Raw genomic sequence first — 16,954 nt, forward strand, 5'->3', positions numbered from 1 at the left:
TTATTTCTCTTTACGCGGACCGGCAATTAATGCACCAGCTGCGCCACGCTCTGCATCAGCAAATTCGTGATCGACCAACTTATAGATGCCTTCTTCCGGAACAATAAATTCAATGGTTGCGCTGTTACTGGCACCCAGCAGCACGGTTTGCATGCCATACCATTCGTTACGCGGATCACCTTCGTACCAGACGCGGTCGAAAATCGCACCAATTACGTGGAAGCTGGAAGTGCCTGAAGGACCTGCGTTTAAAACATGTAAGCGCACACGGTCACCTTCGTTCGCTCGTAAAGGGTTGTCGCTAAGTGCTGCAACATGTCCGTTAAAGGTCACATGACTTGGCTGGCGGTCTAAAGCTGCACCGTGGTTATAGATGTAGTTACCTTCTGAGGCTTCTTCCAAATAGTGCTCTGACTGAACCAGAACGAATTCTTTATCAACGTCTTTGTCAGTTGGGTAGCCATCTTTAGGAGATACCACAACGGCGCCGTATTGGCCCATAGCTGTGTGCATGAGTACGCTGGAAGTACCACAGTGATACATATAAGTACCCGCGTAGTTGGCTATCCATTCGAACTCAATAGTTTCACCCGGAGAAATGGTACGCCATTTGTCTTCCGCTGCTACTGTGCCACTATGAAAGTCCATAGAGTGGGGCATTGGGTTAACGACTGGCTGGTTATTCTGATAACCGTTGGCCTGCAGTTGCTGAATGAATGGAGCACCATTTTTAACTGGCTTAGTAATAGTCACTTCTTCGTCAGAGCGGTTTTTCATTTTGAAGATAACACGGTCACCTTCACGTACGTGCAATACCGGGCCGGGTACTGAGCCACCGAATGTCCAGGCCGAATAGGTTACTCCCGGTGCTACTTCTATTTTCTGAGAGAAAACATCCATGCGTATGTCATGAGTTTTGTTACCTTCGTAGTCAAGTTTCGCTATGTTTGGAACCTGAGTCAGATAGTCGCCAACAACCGCCGGGCCGTTGTAGTCTTCGCGGTAGACTTTAGCTTCTGGTAATCCAAAGATTTTACCATCAATGACATATTCGCTGTCGTGCTTAAGGCTGAGCTCTTCCGCATTAACCGGAGCTGACGCTGACGCCATAGCAGCCAGAAGAGAGGCACTGATAATTGATAAGCTTAGAGTTTTCATAATTATTTTTCCTTTAACTGATAACAAATAGGTTTAACGCAAACTGGCAACGGCTTCGGCTGTGATAGTCTCACTGCCGCCTGCAAGATCGGTATTGATGTAGTTAGCTAAGGTCGCGATATCGGCGTCTTTCAGATAACCCATGGGCGGCATAGCTCCGTTGTAATTTGTTCCGTTAACGGTTAGCGCGCCGGACTTACCATTGATAATTGTCTTAGCTATGTAGTCGGGGTTATCTTTGATATTTGTATTTCCTGCCAGCGGAGGAAATACGCCCTGCATGCCTTTGCCATTTGGTTGATGACATGCCTGACAATATTTTTTGTAAACGTTTTCGCCTTCGCCTGCGTTGGCTGACTGGCTCATAAACAAGCCAGCTAATGACACGGCAATGACTGAAATTTTGCAAAGAGACTGAATGCTCATAACGACACCTTCGTAATTGACTTAAGATGCCTTTAGAATACTGCTTTAATGAGCTTTTGCGAGTGAAATGAAGGGGTAACTCAGGCCTACTCCTTTATGTGTAAAAGAAGTAAGCCGAATGCAGGTTGGTAGGTATTAAATGCTGCGTGCTTCCAGTTCAATACGAGAGGCAGCACCGTAAATTTTACTAGGATCTCCCTCAAATTCACCTTCTGGGGTAGTAGTAGGCCAGAGGTTTTCAAGGTTACTGATGACCTTGCGGGTTTCGCTAATGGCTTCTTCAGCTTTTTCTGCTTCTTTATCATTAATACGGTTTAAGCGTTCAAGCGCAATTTCTTTAAAGCCCATGGCGTCTTGATATTCGTGAACATTAGTGACTTCGCCATTTTGAATGCCTATAGCGTACTCGTCGGCGGCTACCATTAGCATTGATGAAACACTCAATATGACGTCTTTAGCTGACATGTCAGCTATAGGTTCATTAGCGCTGATAGAGTCCAGCAGAGCCTTGTAGTTGTTCATGACCGTGCCTTCATTTTTATCATTAATGACACTTTCCGCCAGGGTATTTAACGGTTCGGCAAATCCGGGTAAGCCGCGTGCTTCAAATGCTTCAGTGAGACCACTATAGAGCTCGTCACCCGGGTGTTTCATGTGAGTTTTAGCCATTTCAATGTGGCCTTGCTCGTACAGTTTCATTCCCACCCATAAATGGCCGCGAATAAAACCGAGCTGAGCCAGAAAAGCCGTGTCATTGGTGTTTAAATCAATTTCAGGAGCGGCCATTTCGCCTTCTGCCATAGGGGCAGCCATGAACATGGAAGGTGCCGCGCCCGGTTGAGTCAGTGGCGCTGCTGTTACCTGTGATGCTGCTACTGTGGTGGCCAGAACACTGCCAACGCCAAGCCAAACTTTTTTCTTTTCAAACATATAAAGACCTTAGTATGCTTTTTTGCGAGAGTTAACTAATGTATATTTGCAGAAATGATAACTATTCGCAAGTTAGAAGTGTGGAATAATGATATTACAAATTAGCAATGCCGTAGATACAGATACGGTAAAGAGTATTGTTGCAGGCCTTGATGCCGGGCAGTTTAGTGATGGTAAGAAAACCGCAGGCTGGGCAGCGAAAGGTGTAAAAAATAACCAGCAACTGTCGGGTAAAAAGTCTGAGGCAGCTACACAAGTGCTGCTGGACAGGCTTCAGCAAAACGCTCTGGTGCAATCGGTTATGCGGCCAAAGCAGGTGGCGCGGGTGACTATAAACCGATATCAGCAGGGAGAGTACTACGGTACCCACATGGACGACTCCTTAATGAACGGGGTAAGAACCGATATTTCTTTTACGCTGGGTTTGTCACCCTTATCGGATTTTGAAGGCGGAGAGCTGGTTATTGAGGATGCCAGTGGTGAGCGGAGCTGGCGGCTTGGGCAGGGGGATATTCTTATGTATCCGAGCCATTACCTGCATCGGGTTAATCCGGTGACTAAAGGTTCCCGGCTGGCAATGATAGGCTGGGTGCAAAGCTTGGTTAAACAGCCGAATTACAGGGAGCTACTCTTTGATATAGAACAATCGTTGAAAGCTGAATTTGATGCAAACGGTAAGTCTGAAAACTTTGATCGCCTGACCAAGGTGTTTCATAACCTGTTAAGAGAATGGGCTGATGTGTGATCAGCCCAGAAAAAATTTAACGGCTTTTAAACCAGAGTGACACCGCACAAAATAAGCAAAGCAACGTTAGCTGCTAGCCCAATCATAAAGAAATAGCTGCGGGGGCTGGGGTTTTTCTCCGTTGCTATGGCGTAGTAAAGAACCATGTGAATTAAGCGAGCAATAGCGAAAATCCAGATAAATATCCCTGTCCAGAAAGCGCTGACACCTATGAAGAAGGCCAGAAATACTGTGCCCAGCATCAGCGGATAGTTTTCTAACGAGTTCATTAGCGTGCGGTGAGCACGAAACACAAAAGATGAATGACTCAGTGAGTCGTCGATTTTACCCGGAACGGCACCGGGTTGTTTCGCTTTTTGACCGCTGGCAATAACCCATTGAACCAGCAAAATGACCAGAGCAATGAGTACGCCCCAATAAGCCATTGTATAAGTTTCACTTCCGTTCATTTTATGTCTCCTTTTGTTCCGTATGATTTGGTTAAGCTGGGCTACCGCAACTCCAGCATACTTCAAAAGCGGCTCCGTTAATTTCCTGACAATTATTGCAACGCCAGTCCGGGCCGTTCGCTTGTTCTTCCATATTTTCAATCAGTGTTTTTGCGACAGCGAGTTGAGTATCATCAACAAGCCATAATTCAGGCCAGGTATCCAATGGCGCTAAATCACCAGCGGCGCCACTGGAAAACTCATTTTTCATAACTGTTTCAATGCCTTCCATTTGTAATAGGTTACGGGCGTTTTCCACTAATAGTTTGTTTTCATGGGTATAAATAAGTTTCATAGGCGTTTCTTATAGGTAAAACCTGAATAGCAATGTATTTTTACGTTATAGTTAATGTATCAGACTCAGCGTCTGTTTGTGTTCTCCATTTTTCTAAGGAGTTGTATATGGCGGGTGGCTGGTCGCACGATGGTGCCGTACAGGAACAAATTGATGCCAGTACCGAAGATGAAGTAAAACGTGTACGCAGCAAACTTACCGGCGGGGAAAGTCTGGAGTTTTGCGAAGAATGTGGCGAGCCTATTCCGGAGGCCAGGCGCAAAGCGATTCCTGGTGTTCGTCTGTGTGTGGAATGTCAGGCGGAACTCGACAAGCAGGACTCAAACAAAGCGGGTTTTAACCGGCGTGGAAGTAAAGACAGCCAGTTACGTTAAGCTATGGGGCTGTCTTATCTGCCAGAAATTCAGACTCAGGTACGGGTTTGCTGAACAGGTAACCTTGAAAGGTATCGCAATTTAGTCGCGCCAAATAATTAAACTGTTCTTCGGTTTCTACTCCCTCAGCAACAATATTCAGTTTAAGGCTTTCTCCTAGCTGAATAATAGTGTAAACAATTTGAGCCTTTTCCATACTATCCAGCATGTTACGTACGAAAGATACGTCAATTTTCAGGGTGTCGAACGGAATTTGCATAAGATAAGAAAGCGACGAGTAACCCGTACCGAAGTCATCCAGCGCGAACTCAATACCAAGGCGCTTTAATTGCTTTATTTTATTGGTTACGCTGGAAATGTCGTCCATCAGCAAACTCTCAGTGAGCTCTAGCTTTAATCGATGAGGCCGTATCTCGTACTTCTCTACCAGAAGTTGAACCTGCTCAACAAACTCGGGCTGCTGAAACTGTTTGGCACTGACGTTAATCGACAGTTGCATCTTTGCTTTTTCAGGGCTCTGTTGCCATTGCTGGAGAATTTGGCAGGCACGCTCAGTAATCCAGTACCCTAAAGGAACAATTAAGCCGGTTTCCTCGGCTAAAGGAATGAAGTCAGCAGGAGAAACAAAGCGGCCATCACTTTGTTTCCAGCGGATGAGCGCCTCAGCTCCGGTGGGCTTTGACTCAATATTTACCTGAGGTTGCAGATAAAGTTCGAATTCGTTCTGTTTTATTGCATTACGCAGTTGCTCTTCCAGTTTGACTCGCTTACTTACTGCATCAGCAAACTCCTGACGAAACAGTGAGACTTCTCCCGCACCTTTGCGTTTTGAGTGAGATAATGCCAGGCCTGACTGGGTCATTAAGGTTTCAGCATTTGATTCGCTGTCGTCAAACAGGGAGGCGCCTGCGCTAAAGGAGCAAAGGTGCGTGTAGCTGTTGAGCTGATAGGGCTGTTGCAGTTGATCCAGCAATTGATAAATTCGGGTCAGCAATTGCTGTTTTATATTGACTGAATTACCACGCTCAAGTCCGGTTAGCACGACCGCGAATTCGTTCGCGCTCAAACGCGCCAGGAATGAGTTGGCTTTCGTCGAACTTTGCAGCCTTTCTGCCACGCGTTTTAACAGTAAATCACCCATATCCGAACCCAGGGTGTTATTCAGTATTTTAAATTTATCGATATCACAGAGAATTAACGCGCCGTTTTGGCCTGCTTCTTTATAAGTTGCGAGCTGATCTTGCAAATGATCCAACAAAGAGCGGCGGTTCGCTAACCCGGTTAACGCATCGTTGTAAGCCAGATAACGAATACGTTCACTGGATTCAACTTCTGCACTAATGTCTGTGACCGTTGCTACAAAATGTCGTTCTTTCTGTTGGTTATAGCGTACTTCTGAAATACTTAAGCGAACAGGGAAAGTCGTACCAGAACGTTTTCTTACATTAACTTTACCTTGCCAGGCAACTCTGCGGGCTAGTGAGTTCTTAATATCCTCCAGTAACTTATCTGAGCGCTCAATATAGTCTTCAATATTGAGTTTACTGCCTTTTATTCGTTCCAGGTCATCTCCGGTAAGTCGCGTAAATGCCTGATTCGCTAACAAAACACGGTTGTGTTCGTCGAATAGCAGCAAGCCGTCATCTATGGCACTAATAACTTCATAAAGTTGCTCTGCAGACATTTGGGCTAACTTTTGCTGTTGTTGCAAGCGTCTGTCTATCTGAGAGGCTATAATGGCCATTATAGCGGTTAAGCACGAGCCAATTCCGACAACGTAAGCCAGCCAGTTGCCATGGCCGCTGAATACCGCATCGGGTGCCCGGGTAGGGTAAAAATTGGCTGCTATCATGGCGGTATAGTGCATACCAGAAATAGCCAGAGCAATAATGGCGGCAACAACAATTTGTGCGCTTCTGCGCCTGAACCAGCTGGTTCTTTCCGATTTTTTATAATGGCGATATGCCAATAAAGCTATGATGCCCAACGATACGGCGACAAATACCGAAAGTACAAACCAGAGAGGGTCATAACGAAGGTGGGCTGACATTTCCATTGCAGCCATTCCGGTATAGTGCATCAGGCCAATACCGGCGCCCAAAACAGTTCCGGCGATGAGTGTTGCACGCACCGATGACAAAGACATTTGAATTTTCATTGCTATAAAGCTGCCGACAATGGCCGGAACAACTGAAATAAGCGTTAACAACACGCCATGACTCATGGGCAGGTGAAGCTCAAAAGCCAGCATGCCAATAAAATGCATACTCCAGACACCAACGCCAGAGATAACTGCGCTGACAATTAACCAACTGTAGCGAGCAACCTTAGCCTGATATATTTGTACACGTTCCAGTGTGAGTATCGCGGTATAAGAAGCTAGCAGCGCGACACAATAGGAGAGTATGACTAACCCCGGGTTATGGGAGCCATTTATAGGGGACTGGGAAAATTGACCCAAATCGAAAAATGCGTACAGGGTTTCAAGCATAAATTTAATTTTACCAGAGCCGTTGGCTGGAGTACTAAAACTATTTAATACTTTGCAATACGACACTGAGTCCCGAAAGTATCATTAGTGCCAGAGTAAATTGTCTAAAACGTTGTTCTGATACATGCTGTTGAAGTCTTTGTCCCACGCTGGCGCCTATAAGCGCACAAGGTAGTAAAGCGAGTACCAGATAGAGATGGGGCTCTGCGTAAATAGACTGGCGTGAGAAATTCGCGACGTTTGCCATGGCAATGCAGCAGAAAAACAGACTGAGTGTAGCGCGAAACTGTTGTTTTGGGATACGGGCATTGGCCAGAAATAAAACAATAGGAGGCCCGCCTAACGTCATTAACCCGTTGAGCAAGCCAGAGCCTGTACCTACCGCAATATGTCCGGGCGCATGTTCAGCCGTAGGGAGTTGTTTACCGCTAGCCAAAGCGAGCGCAACAGCCAGTATGACAAAACCAAGAATCAGTTTAATAAACTGTTCGTTTACGCTTAACAGCAAAGATCCCGATACCAGAGAAGCAATGACGCCTGAAAAAATTAACCATTTCCACTGAGATGGGCGAGCCGCCTCTCTGTTTTTCCAGTAGATCCAGCCGCCAATCACGATATTAATGACAGACAGTGCAGGCGTAAGTACGCTAATAGGGAACCACAGCGCCAGAATTGGGACGGCTAACAAACCGGAGCCAAAACCGCTTACCCCCTGAACCAAAGCTGCGAAGAAAAATACTATTGCGGCAGCGAAATACTCCAAATGAACCTCTTTTGTCTTATAATGCTGAAAACGGCTTTTCAGTCACGTCAATAGTCTTCATAATGATAACAGGAAAAACAACGGAGCTGAGCATGCGGGTGACTCTGGTCGTGTTGTTGGCCTTGTTCCTTGCGTTACAATACCGTCTGTGGTTTGGCAAAAATAGCCTACCGGATTATTGGCGGTTGCAGCAAGAAGTCAGCAATCAGAAAAATACGAATGAAAATCTGGAAAGACGCAATCAACTCATTTACGCAGATATTGAAGATTTGCGCGAAGGGGAGGATGCGCTGGAGGAGCGTGCCCGTAACGAACTAGGGATGGTAAAAAAGGATGAAGTTTTCTTCCGTCTTGTACCTGATCGTAATCCATAGCCTGAGCGGGTGAGCGAGATGAAAAGTGAGTCTGAAAGCCACGCACAAAGCCAGATTGATTCGTTAATGGCTGTGATCCCTGCAGCTGGCAGCGGAAGCCGGATGCAGGCTAACATCCCTAAGCAGTTTCTGATGGTCGCTAACCGGACTTTGCTGGAGTACAGCATCGAAGCCGTATTAAAGGATGCGCGGGTTGAACAGGTTTTCGTTGCGGTTTCTGACTCTAATGCTGAATACCTTATTGAACTTAAAAAGAGCCTGCCAACAAAGGTTCATTTTGTGACAGGCGGCAACAGCCGCGCTGAATCCGTATTGGCTGGAGTTAAAGTTGCTGTTTCGCAAGGGGCTACCCATGTGCTGGTACATGACGCGGCACGCCCATGCTTACCTAAAACGGCACTAACAGCGGTCATTAATACCGGATTAAAGGACCTTCAAGGCGCAATTCTTGCCATTCCGGTAAGAGACTCCTTAAAACGCGCTGTTATCTCTGTTAATGATGAAACCGGCGTTACCCATATAGAATCCAGTGTTGATCGGGAAGCGTTGTGGCAGGCACAGACACCACAAGTTTTTAATGCAGAGCGTTTACAACAAGCCATAGAGCATATGGGGGCATTAAACCCTCAGTTAACTGATGAAGCTTCTGCTATGCAGTGGTGTGGTTTCCAGCCGGCGCTTATTCCTGGCTCTATCCGCAACTTAAAAGTGACTCACCCGGAAGATTTTGAATGTGTTCGCGACTGGTTATTAGCGGACAATAATGATCATAAAAATTAAAGAGGGCATCGTTCATGAAAATCCGTGTTGGTCATGGTTATGACGTTCATCGTTGGGGCTCTGATAAGCCTTTGATTTTAGGTGGTGTTGAAATTGAGCATCATCAGGGACTTGTCGCTCATTCCGACGGAGATGTTGTTCTGCATGCTGTCACCGACGCGGTATTAGGCGCTTTAGCGTTAGGTGATATTGGCCAGCACTTTCCTGATACCGATGAACGCTATGCCGGGGCGGATAGTACCGAATTGCTGAGTCATGCCGTAAGTCTATGTCAGGAAAAAGAGTTTAAGACGGGTAACATTGACGTAACCATTGTAGCTCAGGCTCCGAAAATGGCACCACATATTGACGATATGCGGGCCAGCATTGCCCAGTGTTTAAAAACCTGCATCGACAATGTGAATGTCAAAGCGACAACGACAGAAAAATTAGGCTTTGTGGGGCGTGAAGAGGGTATTGCCTGTCATGCTGTGGTTCTGATGGAGTCATTTTAATGTTGGCACCCTCACAAGTGTCTTTGGCTGATTTACCGCGTTTACATAAAGGCGACAGACCGCAGGCCGAATTTAAACAGACGCCGGAAGATTTTCAGGTTATTGAGCAGTTGGATGTTATTGATGACGGTGAAGGTGAGCACCAGTGGCTTTGGGTTAGAAAAACCGGGGCTAATACAAATTTTTGTGCAGAAAAAATAGCCCGGTTTGCCGGAGTATCAGAAAGAAATGTCAGTTATTCCGGATTAAAAGATCGCCAGGCAGTGACCTGGCAATGGTTTTCCATTCAACTACCCGGCAAAGAAACGCTCAATTGGAATGAGTTAACCGATGAAGAAATGTCGGTTGAGCGGGTAATACGCAGAACCAAGAAATTAAAGACGGGGTTTCACCGTGCGAACCGCTTCGTTATCAGGTTAGCTAATGTCAGCTCCCGCGAGGCACTTGAAAACCTCTGGCAAGGTGTGAGTGAGCAGGGCGTAATAAATTATTTTGGCGAACAGCGCTTTGGCCGCAGCGGAGATAACGTTGCACAAGCTGAGCGCTGGCTTATGGCTAGCCGCCCCCCGCGTATCAGCCGCAGCAAGCGAAGCCTCTATTTGTCTGCACTGCGCAGCTATTTATTCAACGAGATAGTAGCTGAGCGAATACGTCAGTTTGGTATAGAAGGAACTTTGACTGGTGATTGTGTCATGCTGGAAGGCTCGCAGTCGGTTTTTACCGTAGCGCAATGGGACGACGAACTTAAACAGCGGCTGGCAAATAACAATATTTACTTAACGGCACCTCTAGCAGGAAGCACAAATAAACCCTTAGTGAAAGGGGAAGCCGACGCCTTTGAACAAAGTTTATTACAACCGTTCGATAGTTGGTTACAGGCGCTCAGAAAGCTGCGCGTAGAGGCGGCTCGCCGGACTATTCTGTTGCGCGTAGAAAACCCCGAAATTAGTTGGCAGGGCAAGGACGCAGAGCTTCGCTTTACGCTTCCGTCCGGTGCTTATGCAACAACCGTATTGAATGAAATTGTCGACTTAAGTGGTGAATCCAGATGATGAAAATTTTATTAAGTAATGATGACGGCGTGCATGCGCCGGGTATTCTCGCGTTGTACCAGGCTTTAAAAGAAGTGGCAGATGTACGAGTGATAGCTCCGGACCGCAACTGCAGTGGTGCCAGTAATTCGTTAACCTTACATAATCCTTTGCGGGTGCGTCGGCTGGATAATGGTTTCTATTCTGTTAATGGTACGCCCACAGACTGTGTTCATTTAGGCACTAACTCGCCGATGGCTGAAGACGTAGATTTAGTAGTGTCGGGTATTAATGACAGCCCTAATATGGGTGACGATGTGTTGTACTCAGGCACGGTGGCGGCCGCGATGGAAGGGCGCTTTATGGGACTGCCTGCCATTGCAGTATCGATGGGTGGTCGTGGACACGACTACTATGATACCGCCGGGCGGGTCGTGGCAGAAATTGTCGCAAATATGGAAAACGATCCGCTGCGGCTTGATACGGTACTGAATATCAATGTGCCTTACACGACCTACGATAAGTTAAAAGGTACCCGGGTGACTAAATTGGGACGTCGGCATCGCGCAGAGACTATGGTTCACGACCGTGACCCTTTTGGCAGCGAAATCTTTTGGTATGGACCCATTGGGCATCATGCAAGTGATGAGCCTAATACCGACTTTACCGCGATTCATGAAGGTTATATCTCAATTACACCGTTAAGCCTGGATATGACGGCTCAACGCCACACCGATACACTGACAGACTGGTTAGAACAACAAAAATGATGATTAGTAATGGGCAGTCGCGGGTTAAGCGACTGATTCAACAATTAGAGGATCTCGGTATTACCAACAAAGAGGTTTTACGGGTGATATCTGAAACCCCAAGACATCTGTTTATGCCCGAGTCGTTAGCTCACAAAGCCTATGAAAATACGGCGCTGCCCATTGGTAATGGGCAGACAATTTCGCAGCCATTAATGGTGGCAACAATGACGCAGTTATTAATGCAGCATCATTGTAAAAATGTGCTGGAGATAGGCACCGGCTCAGGCTATCAGACGGCGGTTCTGGCTCAGTTGGTTGATAAAGTCTTTAGTGTTGAGCGCATTGCTACGTTGCAGTATCAGGCCAAGCGCCGCATGCGTCAGCTGGATTTACATAATGTTGCTATGCGTCATGGTGATGGCTGGAAGGGCTGGCGCAGCAAAGGTCCGTTCGACGGCATTATTGTTACCGCCGCGGCCAGCGACATACCTCAGGATTTAGTCGATCAGCTTGCCGACGGCGGCGTGATGATTATTCCGGTCGGCGAGCAGCACCAATCGCAGAGCCTTGTCGTTATGCGTCGCTTTGGTGATTCGCTGGAGCAACAGCGTATTGGTGATGTGCGTTTCGTGCCTTTAGTTAAGGGAGATGTCGTTTGAAGCTGTTCTCCGCACTGTACGATAAAGTATTATCCTGGACTCAGCATCCCAGAGCAGACATTATTCTTGGTCTGTTGAGTTTTGCGGAATCGGTGATATTTCCTATTCCACCCGATGTCATGCTGGCGCCAATGGCAATGACTCAGCCTAAAAGAGCTTGGCGATTAGCGTTTCTGACGACAGTTGCCTCAGTAGCAGGCGGAATTTTAGGCTACTTTCTGGGCTATTGGGCTTATGAATCATTAGTTCTGCCAGCGGTTGAGGCACTTGGCTACGAGTCGAAGCTAGTTACTGTTCAGGGTTGGTTTGCGGACTGGGGCGTCTGGATAGTGTTTATTGCAGGTTTTTCTCCTATTCCTTATAAATTATTTACGGTAACTGCCGGGGTTATGCAGATAGCGTTTTTTCCTTTTGTTATTGCATCGGCTATCAGTCGCGGCATGCGTTTTTATCTGGTGGCCTGGCTGTTACGTACGGGTGGTCCGGAAATGGGCGTAAAACTCCGTGAATATGTTGACCGCATTGGCTGGACACTGGTAATACTGGTTATTATTGGGTACGTAATAGCGCAGTTGGTATAAATGATGTTGGTATCGTCCGGGGCAATTAAGCAATCTGTATTATTGGTGTTTGCCATAACTCTACTGCAGGCTTGTAGTGGTCGGTCGGCACCTGCTCCAGTCGAAGAGCTTTATACTGGTAAAACTTACCTCGATTTTGAAGCCAACTCCATTAACGAAAAAGAGTATGAAGTTCAGCCCGGAGAAACACTTTATTCAATAGCTTTTCGGGCTAATCTGGATGTCCAGGATATTGCCCAAATCAATAATTTACAAAAACCTTACACTATTTATCCGGGACAAAAATTGAGTCTGGAAAGCGCGCCGCAACGGGGCGCCACCACAGCCAGAAAGGCGCAGCGAACAGCTAGTGCTAAACAGAATAAAAAAGCCTCTGATAACGCACAAAATAATATAAAAACGCCCGTTGCTAATAAGAAACAGAAAGGGTATGGTCAAAAAACAAGCACAAGAAAAACGGTTGCAAAACAAACCGATAAGGGTAGCAATAGCCAACCGAGACAGCGAATTGAGCGGCCTGAAGTGGTGCTACCGAGCAATAATAATATTGTTTGGCGTTGGCCTTCATCGGGGAAAGTAATAGCCGATTTCTCGTTGCGTGAACAAGGCAATAAAGGAATAGACTTTGCCGGTAGCAGGGGAGATTCAGTTAACGCTGCGGCGGCAGGGAAAGTGGTTTATGTCGGAAGCGCATTACACGGGTTTGGTAATTTAATCATTTTGAAACATAACGATGATTTTATTACTGCCTATGCTCACAACGAAGACATTCTGGTGAAGGAAAAAGAATGGGTGGACGTAGGTGAGACTATCGGACGTATGGGAGACTCCGGTAGTTCTCGGGTGAAATTGCATTTTGAAGTTCGTTTCCGTGGTAAGTCGGTCAATCCGAGGCATTACTTACCCAAATCTCGCTAGTCATGTGGGAATAATAATAACAAGATAAGGAAGTCGACGTGTGTTGTAACACGGTGTTCAGTATAACAGGAGCTTGTTATGAGCCGCATAAAGGAAGAAGCAGTTGAAAACGTCGAAGCTAATGAAGATGAGTCTATTGTAGATAGCACGGACAGTGCTGCAGAAGAGTTAGAAGAGGCGCTATCCTCGTCTTCAACTCAATATCAAAAGAAGATGGACGCGACGCAGCTATATCTGGGAGAAATCGGTTTCTCTCCATTACTGACTGCTGAAGAGGAAGTCTTTTATTCCCGTCGTGCTTTAAAAGGCGACAAGGCAGCCCGCCGTCGTATGATTGAGAGTAACCTGAGGTTGGTTGTTAAAATTGCCCGTCGCTATTCTAATCGGGGACTGCCTTTATTAGATTTAGTTGAAGAAGGTAACCTCGGCCTTATCCGGGCGGTTGAAAAATTCGACCCTGAACGCGGGTTCCGCTTCTCAACTTACGCTACCTGGTGGATACGACAAACTATTGAGCGCGCAATTATGAACCAGACGCGCACCATTAGACTGCCGATTCACGTCGTTAAAGAGCTTAACGTGTATCTTCGTGCTGCCCGTGAACTTGCGCATAAACTGGATCACGAGCCAACCGCCGAAGACATTGCTAAAAGCCTCAATAAGCCCGTGGGTGATATCACTAAAATGTTGCGTCTGAATGAACGCATTGGTTCGGTAGATACGCCTATAGGCGGTGATAACGACAAAGCCTTGTTGGATATCCTCACCGATGATGCTGATACCGGACCGGAAGGTGTCTTGCAGGATGAAAACCTGAAAGGGAATATCACTGAATGGCTGCAGTCGTTAAATCAGAAACAACGTGAGGTGCTGGCTCGCCGCTTTGGGCTGATGGGCTATGAGCCTTCGACTCTGGAGGATGTTGGTCGTGAAATAGGCCTTACGCGTGAGCGAGTCCGGCAGATACAAGTGGAAGCTCTGCGTAAATTACGCGATTCGTTAAAACAGCAAGGCCTAACGTTAGACTCACTATTTACTGCTCAGTAAAACTAGCAGTTACTAAACGTACTAAAAAGGCTCAACTTTGTGTTGGGCCTTTTTGTTTTTGCTGCCATTGGTAAAGAATATCAAGCGCCTGCTTCGGAGTCAGATCATTAATGTCCAGTTGTTCCAGCTCATCAAGCAGTGGGTTGCGTTTTTCTGGATGAGACGGGATAGCTTCAGGTGGAGGAGTGAGCTCCATAGTGGCTTGTTTGGGTTCGTTTAAACCACCATGGTGAGTATGCTCCAGTTCGGACAACTTTTGCTTTGCTTTATTTATGACGTGATCGGGGACTCCTGCCAGTTTAGCCACTTGCAAACCAAAGCTCTGACTAGCTGCTCCAGGGCTGACTTTATGTAAAAAAGCAATGGTATCGCCATGCTCTTTTGCATCGACGTGAACGTTTACCGTGGCTGGTAACTCTTCTGCCAATTCCGTTAACTCAAAGTAATGAGTGGCGAATAAGGTCAGGCACTGGAGTTGTCGGGACAGGTAATCGGCACAAGACCACGCCAGTGACAAGCCGTCATAAGTTGAAGTGCCACGACCAATTTCATCCATAAGCACCAGACTTTTTGCTGTGGCGTTATGCAGAATATTCGCAGTTTCTGTCATTTCTACCATAAAAGTCGAGCGGCCTGAGGCTAAATCGTCAGAGGCTCCAATACGGGTAAAGATACGGTCAATGTCGCCAATAACGGCCTTATCAGCTGGTACGTAGCAGCCCATGTGCGCGAGAATAACGATTAACGCGGCTTGTCGCATGTAAGTTGATTTACCCCCCATGTTCGGACCTGTAATCATGAGCATGCGTTGCTGCGGCGTTAGCGACATGGGGTTAGCAATAAAGGGGGCGTCACTCAATTGCTCGATAACCGGGTGACGGGCAGCTTCTAGTTCAATTAAGCTGGTTTCCTTTTGCAGTTGCGGGCGGCAATAACGATAATTGTCAGCCAGCCGTGCAAAACAGCACAAGGTATCGAGTTGAGCCAGACCCGAAGCACTTTTTTGCAATGCAGTCACCTGCGGCAGTAAGTGCTCAAAGAGTTGGTCGTAAAGCCATTTTTCTCTGGCCAGAGAACGCGCCTGAGCATTCAGAACTTTGTCTTCGTGCTCCTTTAACTCTGGAATAATATAGCGCTCTGTATTTTTTAGTGTCTGGCGACGCTGATAGTCATCGGGTACCGCTTCTGACGACTGCCGGCTGACCTCAATAAAGTAGCCGTGAACTCTGTTATAGCCAACTTTTAATGTGGCGATACCACTTCTCTCACGTTCACGCTGCTCCAGTTGTTTCAGGTAGTCGGTAGCACCCGTTGCAAGATCGCGCAATTCATCAAGCTCTCTATCATATCCTTCGGCAATAACACCGCCGTCGCGAATCAATAAAGGTGGCTGCTCAATAACGGCTTTAGTCAACAAGTCGACCACTTCTGGAAAGGGAGCAATAATGTCGTGCAGATAACTCAGCGAACGGTGAGATAAAGACGCTCTGACTTCCGGTATTTTAGCCAGGCTGTCACGCAAACGAGCAAAGTCTTTCGGACGCGCGCTTCGTAAGCCCATACGGGCAACAATACGTTCAATATCGGCTAACTGTTTTAATGTTAGCTGTATATTTTCAAAATTCAGATTTTCTTTTAATGCGTCGACAGCATCATAACGCTGGTTAAGTTCCTGATGGTTCCGAATAGGGCGCTGCAGCCAACGCTGGAACTGGCGGCTTCCCATAGCTGAAACGGTTTTGTCCAGTACAGCTGAAAGGTGTGTATCGCCTTCGCCCATGCTTTGCTGCAGCTCAAGGTTTCTGCGTGTTGCTGCGTCGAGAATAATAGCGTCTTGCGGATGTTCCGTTATTAGCGCCTGAATGTGAGGCAGGGCGGCGCGTTGAGTTTCTTTTACATAATGCAGAATAGCACCGGCGGCTGCCAGGGTAGGCTCATTATTTTTGATACCGAAGCCTTCTAAATGCTGAGTGCCAAACTGGCGAGTAAGCAGCATAAAAGCGGTTTGTTGTTCAAACTCCCAGGCCGGTCGGCGTTTGCATTTCGCTTTTGCTAAAGGTAGTCCGGCTAAGGAAATAGACTCAGGATAGAGCAATTCGGCTGGCTCTAAACGCTGCATTTCTGCAGCCAGTTGTTCACTGGAATGAGCTTTGGTTAGCCAGAAACGGCCGCTACTTAGCTCCAGACTGGATATTGCGTATTCCGCTTCCGGCTGTTTTGGATTCAGCGGACAAATCGCAACTAACAGATTTTGTCTTTTTTCCGCTAACAGCGACTCGTCAGTGACGGTTCCCGGCGTGACAATACGCACGACTTTTCTTTCAACCGGACCTTTGCTGGTTGACGGATCGCCAATTTGTTCGCAGATGGCAACGGATTCGCCCATATTGACCAGGCGCGCCAGATAGTTTTCTACTGCGTGATAGGGAACACCTGCCATTGGAATAGGTTCACCATTACTCTGACCCCGCGCTGTGAGGGAGATATCTAACAGTTGGGCTGAGCGTTTCGCGTCTTCAAAAAACAGTTCGTAAAAGTCCCCCATACGATAGAATAAAAGCATGTCAGCATGCTCCGCTTTTATCCGTAGGTATTGCTGCATCATTGGGGTATGTGATTGGATCTGTTTATCAGAGAATTCAGGCATA

19 protein-coding genes are annotated in these 16,954 nt (G+C 46.9%); 11 read left to right on the forward strand and 8 right to left on the reverse strand.

Features of this window, described 5'->3' with window-relative positions:
- The 3 genes from B2U97_RS10230 to B2U97_RS10240 form a co-directional block, all read right to left on the reverse strand.
- Nucleotides 1-1,158 (reverse strand): multicopper oxidase domain-containing protein, encoded by a 1,158-nt coding sequence (locus B2U97_RS10230; RefSeq protein WP_034820614.1) that lies wholly within the window; start codon nucleotides 1,156-1,158, stop codon nucleotides 1-3.
- A gap of 33 nt (nucleotides 1,159-1,191) precedes the next feature.
- Entirely contained in the window at nucleotides 1,192-1,584 is a 393-nt protein-coding gene (locus B2U97_RS10235; protein WP_011234013.1) for a c-type cytochrome, read from the reverse strand.
- 135 nt (nucleotides 1,585-1,719) lie between these two features.
- On the reverse strand, nucleotides 1,720-2,514 hold the full coding sequence (locus B2U97_RS10240) for a hypothetical protein (protein WP_272988786.1): 795 nt from the start codon (nucleotides 2,512-2,514) through the stop codon (nucleotides 1,720-1,722).
- A gap of 88 nt (nucleotides 2,515-2,602) precedes the next feature.
- Here B2U97_RS10240 and B2U97_RS10245 point away from each other — a divergent pair, with 88 nt between their 5' ends.
- On the forward strand, nucleotides 2,603-3,259 hold the full coding sequence (locus B2U97_RS10245; protein ID WP_272988785.1) for a Fe2+-dependent dioxygenase: 657 nt from the start codon (nucleotides 2,603-2,605) through the stop codon (nucleotides 3,257-3,259).
- Between the two features lie 26 nt (nucleotides 3,260-3,285).
- On the opposite strand, the gene B2U97_RS10250 is transcribed toward B2U97_RS10245, so the two are convergent.
- Both B2U97_RS10250 and B2U97_RS10255 read right to left on the reverse strand, forming a co-directional pair.
- Nucleotides 3,286-3,708 carry an MAPEG family protein gene (locus B2U97_RS10250; protein WP_011234010.1) on the reverse strand — a complete coding sequence of 141 codons (423 nt, stop codon included), beginning with the start codon at nucleotides 3,706-3,708 and terminating at the stop codon, nucleotides 3,286-3,288.
- Nucleotides 3,709-3,739: 31 nt separating this feature from the next.
- Nucleotides 3,740-4,042, reverse strand: coding sequence for a DUF2007 domain-containing protein (locus B2U97_RS10255; RefSeq protein ID WP_034820623.1), 303 nt, complete (start codon nucleotides 4,040-4,042; stop codon nucleotides 3,740-3,742).
- Nucleotides 4,043-4,149: 107 nt separating this feature from the next.
- Between B2U97_RS10255 and B2U97_RS10260 the strand changes: the two genes are divergently transcribed.
- Nucleotides 4,150-4,416: a DksA/TraR family C4-type zinc finger protein gene (locus B2U97_RS10260; protein ID WP_011234008.1), complete on the forward strand. Its 267-nt coding sequence runs from the start codon at nucleotides 4,150-4,152 to the stop codon at nucleotides 4,414-4,416.
- Nucleotide 4,417: 1 nt separating this feature from the next.
- Here the strand turns inward: B2U97_RS10260 and B2U97_RS10265 are convergent, their stop codons facing one another.
- Both B2U97_RS10265 and B2U97_RS10270 read right to left on the reverse strand, forming a co-directional pair.
- Nucleotides 4,418-6,907, reverse strand: coding sequence for a bifunctional diguanylate cyclase/phosphodiesterase (locus B2U97_RS10265; protein WP_272988782.1), 2,490 nt, complete (start codon nucleotides 6,905-6,907; stop codon nucleotides 4,418-4,420).
- Between the two features lie 40 nt (nucleotides 6,908-6,947).
- Nucleotides 6,948-7,670 carry a sulfite exporter TauE/SafE family protein gene (locus B2U97_RS10270; RefSeq protein WP_114981402.1) on the reverse strand — a complete coding sequence of 241 codons (723 nt, stop codon included), beginning with the start codon at nucleotides 7,668-7,670 and terminating at the stop codon, nucleotides 6,948-6,950.
- A gap of 92 nt (nucleotides 7,671-7,762) precedes the next feature.
- On the opposite strand from B2U97_RS10270, the gene ftsB reads away from it, so the two are divergent.
- The 9 genes from ftsB to rpoS all read left to right on the forward strand — a co-directional run bounded on the left by ftsB (nucleotide 7,763) and on the right by rpoS (nucleotide 14,306).
- Entirely contained in the window at nucleotides 7,763-8,044 is a 282-nt protein-coding gene (gene ftsB, locus B2U97_RS10275) for a cell division protein FtsB (RefSeq protein WP_011234005.1), read from the forward strand.
- Nucleotides 8,045-8,062: 18 nt separating this feature from the next.
- On the forward strand, nucleotides 8,063-8,824 hold the full coding sequence (gene ispD / locus B2U97_RS10280) for a 2-C-methyl-D-erythritol 4-phosphate cytidylyltransferase (protein ID WP_272988777.1): 762 nt from the start codon (nucleotides 8,063-8,065) through the stop codon (nucleotides 8,822-8,824).
- Between the two features lie 14 nt (nucleotides 8,825-8,838).
- The gene (gene ispF / locus B2U97_RS10285) at nucleotides 8,839-9,318 is read left to right on the forward strand and encodes a 2-C-methyl-D-erythritol 2,4-cyclodiphosphate synthase (RefSeq protein WP_034820631.1); all 480 of its coding nucleotides are present in this window, start codon (nucleotides 8,839-8,841) and stop codon (nucleotides 9,316-9,318) included.
- Nucleotides 9,318-10,370: a tRNA pseudouridine(13) synthase TruD gene (gene truD / locus B2U97_RS10290; protein WP_272988775.1), complete on the forward strand. Its 1,053-nt coding sequence runs from the start codon at nucleotides 9,318-9,320 to the stop codon at nucleotides 10,368-10,370. Before ispF ends, truD begins: the two co-directional genes overlap by 1 nt.
- Nucleotides 10,367-11,119: a 5'/3'-nucleotidase SurE gene (gene surE / locus B2U97_RS10295; RefSeq protein WP_011234001.1), complete on the forward strand. Its 753-nt coding sequence runs from the start codon at nucleotides 10,367-10,369 to the stop codon at nucleotides 11,117-11,119. The genes truD and surE overlap by 4 nt, the downstream gene beginning before the upstream one ends.
- Nucleotides 11,119-11,760, forward strand: coding sequence for a protein-L-isoaspartate(D-aspartate) O-methyltransferase (locus tag B2U97_RS10300; RefSeq protein ID WP_370543297.1), 642 nt, complete (start codon nucleotides 11,119-11,121; stop codon nucleotides 11,758-11,760). Before surE ends, B2U97_RS10300 begins: the two co-directional genes overlap by 1 nt.
- Nucleotides 11,757-12,341 (forward strand): YqaA family protein, encoded by a 585-nt coding sequence (locus tag B2U97_RS10305; RefSeq protein ID WP_011233999.1) that lies wholly within the window; start codon nucleotides 11,757-11,759, stop codon nucleotides 12,339-12,341. The genes B2U97_RS10300 and B2U97_RS10305 overlap by 4 nt, the downstream gene beginning before the upstream one ends.
- A complete protein-coding gene (locus B2U97_RS10310; RefSeq protein ID WP_034820639.1) occupies nucleotides 12,342-13,259 on the forward strand; it encodes a peptidoglycan DD-metalloendopeptidase family protein in 918 nt (305 codons plus the stop codon). It abuts the gene before it with no gap.
- A 78-nt stretch (nucleotides 13,260-13,337) separates the two neighbouring features.
- The gene (gene rpoS, locus B2U97_RS10315) at nucleotides 13,338-14,306 is read left to right on the forward strand and encodes an RNA polymerase sigma factor RpoS (protein WP_011233997.1); all 969 of its coding nucleotides are present in this window, start codon (nucleotides 13,338-13,340) and stop codon (nucleotides 14,304-14,306) included.
- Nucleotides 14,307-14,337: 31 nt separating this feature from the next.
- On the opposite strand, the gene mutS is transcribed toward rpoS, so the two are convergent.
- Entirely contained in the window at nucleotides 14,338-16,953 is a 2,616-nt protein-coding gene (gene mutS / locus B2U97_RS10320; RefSeq protein ID WP_286824243.1) for a DNA mismatch repair protein MutS, read from the reverse strand.
- Nucleotide 16,954 lies beyond the last annotated feature (1 nt).

The organism is Idiomarina sp. UBA3176 (genome assembly GCF_002364295.1).
GTDB lineage: Bacteria > Pseudomonadota > Gammaproteobacteria > Enterobacterales > Alteromonadaceae > Idiomarina > Idiomarina loihiensis.